The following is a 5,893-nucleotide window of genomic DNA, read 5'->3' as shown; positions in this document are numbered from 1 at the left end:
TTATAGCATCGTCTATATCGAGGGGAGATCGGAAGGGGGCAGCATGGGACGACGGCAACGCTTCGGATGCGCCAGCGGCGCGCGGCTCGCCGGCTGCGCCCTCGGCCTCGCGGGTGCGACCGGCGCCTTCGCCGCCGATCCGGCCGGCCTGCGTGCCACCGGCCCCGTCCCTGCCTTCGTCGACTGGTCGGGGGGCTATCTCGGCCTCCAGGGCAGCGGGGGCAGTTCCTACGGCGCCTTCAACTTCCGCGACACGACCATAGGCGCACGCGCTGTTCCGGCGTTCAAGACCGGCGACGCCACGGGGCGGGCGGATCTCGCCCGCAACGCCACGACGGCGGTGGGCGGCCTGTTCGGCGGCTACAACTGGCAGACCGGTCCCTGGCTCTACGGCCTCGAGGCCGATGTCTCGGCGGCCAACCTCAAGCGGCCCGTAGCGTCGAGCGCGCCCGGTTTCGGCTACGCGGACATCGACCCCGCCCTCGGCCTGATCCGCGTCAAGACGGATGCCTACGGCACCCTGCGCGGACGCCTCGGCTACGCCTTCGACCGGGCGCTGGTCTACGCGAGCTTCGGTCTGGCCGGGGCCAATGTCCGCGTGCTGGCGACGTATCCGGACCTTGCCGGAGGCAGCGCCGCCACCGCGCGCCGCGACCTCTCGTATCTCGGCTTCACCCTCGGAGCCGGCGTGCAGTTCGCGCTCAGCGAGCACCTGTCCCTCGGGATCGACTACCGCTACCTCGATCTCGGCGGCAGCGGCCGCTTCGGCCTCGGCACCCTGCCCGGGCCCGATGGCGGCCCCGTCGCGACGCGGGCCGCCTACACCGCGAACCAGATGATGGCGCGGCTGTCCTGGCACCCGGGCGGCCTCGTGCTGCCGCCTGAAGCCGACGAGGTCGCGCCGCACGACCCGGGCGACGGATCGGGCGACCGCTTCTCGCTGCACGGCCAGACGACCCTCGTGGCTCAGGGCGTGACGGGGTTCCGCGCGCCCTATACCGGCCCGGCGAGCCTGATCGGCCGTCAGGTCCAGTCGACCACCACCGCCACCGCCTTCCTGGGGCTCAAGCTGCTGGAGGGTACCGAACTCTACTACAACCCGGAATTCTCGCAGGGTTTCGGCCTCAGCCGTACCCTGGGTGTGGCCGGCTTCGTCAACGGCGAGGCGCAGAAGGCGGGCGCGCCGTTCCCGAAGCTGCGCTCCAACCGCTACTTCGTGCGCCAGACTTTCGGGCTCGGCGGCGAGACCGAGGACGTGCCCGACGGGCCGAACCAGGTCGCGACCCGGCGCGACATCGAGCGGATCACCGTGGTGGCGGGCAAGTTCGCGCTGGGCGACTACTTCGACGGCAACGTCTACGCCCACGATCCGCGCGTCGACTTCATGAACTGGGGCATCTGGGCATCCGGCGCCTACGACTTCCCCGCCAACCTGCCCGGCTTCACCCAAGGCGTGATGGTCGAGTACAACCGTGCCGAATTCGCGATCCGCGCCGCCTACACGCAGGTGCCGAAGGAACCGTCGAGCGACGTGCTCGACCCGCGCGTGTTCCGCCGGGCCGGCACCACCGTCGAGTTCGAGGAACGCCACGTGCTGCCCGTGCTCGACCAGCCCGGCAAGCTGCGCATCGGGTTCTTCTCGAACGTCGGCAACACCGCCGATTACCGACAGGTCGTGGGCCTGACCCAGGCCGGCGTGTTCGGCGACATCAACGACGCGGCCGCCGCCACCCGCGCGGCCCGGCGCAAGACCGGCTTCTATCTCAACCTCGAACAGGCGGTGACGCCGGATCTCGGGGTCTTCGCCCGGGTGAGCGCCAACAACGGCCGCAGCGAGAGCCTGTCCTTCACCGACATCGACCAGTCCGTCTCGGGCGGCGTCTCGCTGAAGGGAACCGCCTGGGGCCGGCCCGCCGACACGGTGGGCCTCGGCACCTCGCTGAACGGAATCTCGCCGAGCCACCGGGCCTTCTTCGCCAATGGCGGCATCGGCCTCCTCATCGGCGACGGGCGCCTGAACTACGCCCCCGAGCGGGCCATCGAGGCCTATTACGCGCTCAGCCTCGGCAACGCCCTGACGGTGTCGTTCAACTATCAGCACATCGAGAACCCGGCCTACAACCGCGATCGCGGTCCGGCGGACTTCTTCGCGACGCGCATCCACGCGGATTTCTGACGCGCGCGGGCTACCGGTCGGGATGATCGCAGCGATAGCCGCCGCGCCCGGTCGCCGACGGGCTCGCGGCGAAGCGGCCGCCGGAGGCCCGGCACTCCGCGGCATGGGCATCCATCGCCCACTTGTCGGCGAGCGCGAGGCTGAGCGGCACCACCGTCACCACGAGCAGTAGCGCCGCCACCGCGAAGACCGCCCAGCCGACGCCGCGGGGCGGTTCCGGCGGCCGGTAGCGCTCGGCCGGAAGTGGCGCCAGGAAGGCAAAAGCGGTCAGTCCGAGGAGTTGCGCCGCAATCATGAATCCCCCGCGCCGTCAGATGATCGAGGGTAGCGGACGCGTCGTTCCCGGCGAGGCGACGATACGAAGCAGCGTCGCTGCGTCGGGAACCGGACGCGCCGGCTACGGGGCCGGATCGGTGCCGAGATAGGCCGCGAGATTGCGGCGGATCCGCGCCAGCGGCGCCTCGCCCGGGTCGGGCAGTACGAAGCGCTCGCCCGTGATGGTCTCGTAGGCCCGGATGTAGACGGCCGCCGTCTCCAGCACGACTTCGGCCGGAATCTCCGGGATCGGGTCGCGGTAGGGGTCGCAGCGGGCCACCACCCAGTTGCGCACGAAGTCCTTGTCGAAGCTCTCGGGCGCCGTGCCGGCGGCCAGGCGCGCATCGTAACTTTCCGCGAACCAGTAACGGCTGCTGTCGGGGGTGTGGATCTCGTCGGCGAGCACGATGCGCCCATCCGCATCCGTGCCGAACTCGTACTTGGTGTCGGCCAGGATCAGGCCGCGGGTCGCGGCGATCTCCTGGCCCCGGGCGAACAGCGCGAGGGCCGCCTCGGAAACGGTCGCCCACTGCGCCGGGGTGAGGAGGCCCTGGGCCAGGATGTCGGCCTCGGTCAGGGGCTCGTCGTGGCCGCCGTCGAAGGCCTTGGTGGTCGGCGTGATGATGGCCTGGTCGAGGCGCTGGTTCGGCTTCATCCCGTCGGGGAACGTGTGGCCGTACAGGTTACGCTCGCCGGCCCGGTAGCGGGTCAGGATCGAGGTCGAGGTCGTGCCCGCGAGATAGCCCCGTACGACGATCTCGACGGGCAGGATGTCGAGGCGGCGGCCCACCACGACGTTCGGGTCGGGATAGGCCAGGACATGGTTGGGGCAGAGATCGGCAGTGCGCTCGAACCAGAACCGCGCGGTCTGGGTCAGGACCTGTCCCTTGAACGGGATGGCGGCCAGCGCGACATCGAAGGCGCTGATCCGATCGGAGGTGATGAGGATGCGCCGGCCGTCCGGCAGATCGTAATTGTCCCGGACCTTGCCCCGGTAATGGTTCGGCAGTTCGGGCAGCGTCGCCTCGCGCAGGACCTGGTGGGCGTGCGGGGCAAGGTCGGCGAGATCCATCCGGGACGCTCCATGCGGCTCTGGCGGGGACAGCGATGTCGCCCGCCTTGTGCGCGCACCGCGCTGCGATTTCCAGTCACCCGCCGCCGGTTCGGCGCCCCGGTCGGGGGAGCGCCGGACCGATCGCGTCGTCCACCGACCTCAGGAAGCCACGCGCGCGGTCCGGAAGCCGCCGTAGCGCACATGAACCGGCAGGTGAGCCGCATCGCGAAAGCCCGCTTCGCGAGCCATGACGTCCAGCGCATGCCCTGCGCTGTCGGCCGGGCCGACCCAGAGGAGGACGCCGGTCGAGCGTTGCTTCACCTGAAAAAGCGTCATCCGCGAACTCCCGTTACTCGGGATGACAAATCTCTCGATGTCCGATGCGTTCCCTGTGCTGCGGCGTTCGCGGGCCACAGACGGAGACCGACGCGCGCGCATCGACGCGCACCGGCATCGACGGGACGCGGCCGGTCTGCGACGCTCGGCATCGCGGGCTCGCGCCGTTGAAAAACGCTCGGGGCGCATGATCGCCAAAGTCTCGATCGCCAAGGCCTCGCGCAGCCACCGGAAAGCCTTGGCACAGGATCGAACAGAACGGCCGGCCTCCGGTCCATGGTGTGCAGAACGCTGGGCATTCCGCACCGATCAGCCCAGCGCTTCATCCCGACGGCCCATTGCCGGATCGGCTTTCCCCTCCAGTTATGGCCCATGGCCAGCGATCACCCGCACGAGTCCCGCGCGTTTCCGGACGAGCCCATCGGGCCGGTCCTGAGCGAGGCGACGCGTCTGCGCCTGGGTCGCCAGTTGCAGGCCCTTTACGAGCCGGTGATCGACGAGCCCCTCGACCCGCGCCTGGCCGAACTCCTGCAGCAACTGGACGACGACCGCGGCCGGTGACGCGCCGGGGCGCGCAGCCCCGATGCCGTCCGATCGCCCCCGCGACCCGACGCGTCGGCCGCGGGAAAAAAAATCCGCCGCGGCCGGAGCCGGGCGGGGGAAGGTAACGGCCTCCAAGCTTCAGGAGGTAAAGGGTAGACGGATCATCGCTGTCTCTTCATCCCGTAAGCTGTGCGGAAGTTGCGGGTTGCCCAGCTTGGCCGCGAACCTCTCGCCGCCTCGCTCGTTGGTCACCGTGCCGAGCATCAAGGACAGACCCATGAGCCAGACCCTGACTTCTGGCACCGCCGAACCGAGGGACGTCACCTTCCGGGGCCGCGGCTACGCGCGCTTGAACGGGGCGCGGTTGTCGCTGCTGATCTGCCCGCACTGCTCCCAGCGCAACGCGCCGAAGGCGGCGGAGAAGGGTTACTGCAACTGGTGCACCTACGAGCCGTCCCCGGCGGATATCGAGCCGGCCCGTTGACGGTGCGGCCTCGCGCCCACTGCGCAGGGTCGGGCCTTGCCGCCAGAGACTACTACGTCAGCTGCGTGTCGGCGGAACTCGGTCCGACGCCGTCCGGGACGGGAATGTCGGTGGAGTCGTAGCGGGCGTTCGGCATCAGGTTCGGCCCGTCATAGAGGTCGATCATGCGGGCGATGATGACCGTGTAGGCGGATTCGTCCGCCACCGGCCGCTTGGAATCGATGATCAGGCGGCCGACGGGCAGATAGATCGTGCCCAGGAGCGTACGCGCGTTGTCGCTGATGATCCGGCACGCGCGCAGCACGGCCACGCCGTTCGGCGCCAGCTTGGCGAGGCCTTTTCCATTGAGGGGCAGTAACGACAGGAGGCCCGGCAGCGCCCAGCGATCCTCGAAGATCAGCAGGCCGGCCATGATCCCGGCGCCCGGAGCGAGCGGATCGAGGGCGAGGAGGCAGAGGCGGGTCGTCCCGGTCAGCTTGGCCGTCGAGCGGAGGGCGGTGTCGACGCTCGCCATGTTGATGAGCTTGCCGAAGCTCAGCGGCACGGACTCGGACACCGTCACCTGTACGGCGGAGTGATTGCCAAGGACGGTGGCGGTCACCTGTGGGGCGCCCCCCGTCGGCGCCGCGGGCCTGCGCCAGGACCATCGACCGGGCGACGTTGATGGCGGCAGCATCGTCCGCGTTGGCGAGCTTGAACTGATTGACGCCCGCAATGCTGGCGGCATCGGCCGCGCGCTGGAGTTCGGCGCGCCGCTCGACCAGCCCGGCATACGCGAGGGCAGCGGCGCTGAGACCCCATCAGGGTCGGCATCGAGAGGGCGAAGAGCAGGAGGACGCCGCCGCCCTGGTCGCGTCGAAACCGTTCCCCCGGCTTGAAGAAATCGACGTGTCCCATCCCGCGTCTCCGGCAGACGAGGCTCTCAGCGCAGCGTCACCTGCGCGGACATCGACGGCTTATTCCCAGGATTTGCCCCCTCGTGGTT

7 protein-coding genes are annotated in these 5,893 nt (G+C 69.8%); 3 read left to right on the top strand and 4 right to left on the bottom strand.

Annotated elements, in window-relative coordinates; all coding sequences use genetic code 11:
- Positions 1-43: 43 nt before the first annotated feature.
- Positions 44-2,176 carry a carbohydrate porin gene (locus tag K2X24_RS14060; RefSeq protein ID WP_292499008.1) on the top strand — a complete coding sequence of 711 codons (2,133 nt, stop codon included), beginning with the start codon at positions 44-46 and terminating at the stop codon, positions 2,174-2,176.
- A 10-nt stretch (positions 2,177-2,186) separates the two neighbouring features.
- Here K2X24_RS14060 and K2X24_RS14055 read toward each other — a convergent pair whose 3' ends face one another.
- From K2X24_RS14055 to K2X24_RS14045, 3 genes are all read right to left on the bottom strand, one after another.
- Positions 2,187-2,471, bottom strand: a complete 285-nt coding sequence (locus K2X24_RS14055; protein WP_292499007.1) for a hypothetical protein — start codon at positions 2,469-2,471, stop codon at positions 2,187-2,189.
- 102 nt (positions 2,472-2,573) lie between these two features.
- Complete coding sequence (locus K2X24_RS14050; RefSeq protein WP_292499006.1) at positions 2,574-3,563, bottom strand: phosphoribosylaminoimidazolesuccinocarboxamide synthase; 990 nt, start codon at positions 3,561-3,563, stop codon at positions 2,574-2,576.
- A gap of 141 nt (positions 3,564-3,704) precedes the next feature.
- A complete protein-coding gene (locus K2X24_RS14045; RefSeq protein ID WP_292499005.1) occupies positions 3,705-3,881 on the bottom strand; it encodes a hypothetical protein in 177 nt (58 codons plus the stop codon).
- A 372-nt stretch (positions 3,882-4,253) separates the two neighbouring features.
- On the opposite strand from K2X24_RS14045, the gene K2X24_RS14040 reads away from it, so the two are divergent.
- A complete protein-coding gene (locus K2X24_RS14040; protein WP_243911686.1) occupies positions 4,254-4,442 on the top strand; it encodes a hypothetical protein in 189 nt (62 codons plus the stop codon).
- A 259-nt stretch (positions 4,443-4,701) separates the two neighbouring features.
- Positions 4,702-4,908, top strand: coding sequence for a hypothetical protein (locus K2X24_RS14035; protein WP_292499004.1), 207 nt, complete (start codon positions 4,702-4,704; stop codon positions 4,906-4,908).
- Between the two features lie 52 nt (positions 4,909-4,960).
- Here K2X24_RS14035 and K2X24_RS14030 read toward each other — a convergent pair whose 3' ends face one another.
- Positions 4,961-5,584 (bottom strand): TadG family pilus assembly protein, encoded by a 624-nt coding sequence (locus K2X24_RS14030; RefSeq protein ID WP_292499003.1) that lies wholly within the window; start codon positions 5,582-5,584, stop codon positions 4,961-4,963.
- Positions 5,585-5,893: the final 309 nt, after the last annotated feature.

Origin of the sequence: Methylobacterium sp., from assembly GCF_019750675.1 — a bacterium.
Classification (GTDB): domain Bacteria; phylum Pseudomonadota; class Alphaproteobacteria; order Rhizobiales; family Beijerinckiaceae; genus Methylobacterium.
Note: the sequence above shows the minus strand (reverse complement) of the source record. Positions and strands in the feature narration are given on the sequence as shown.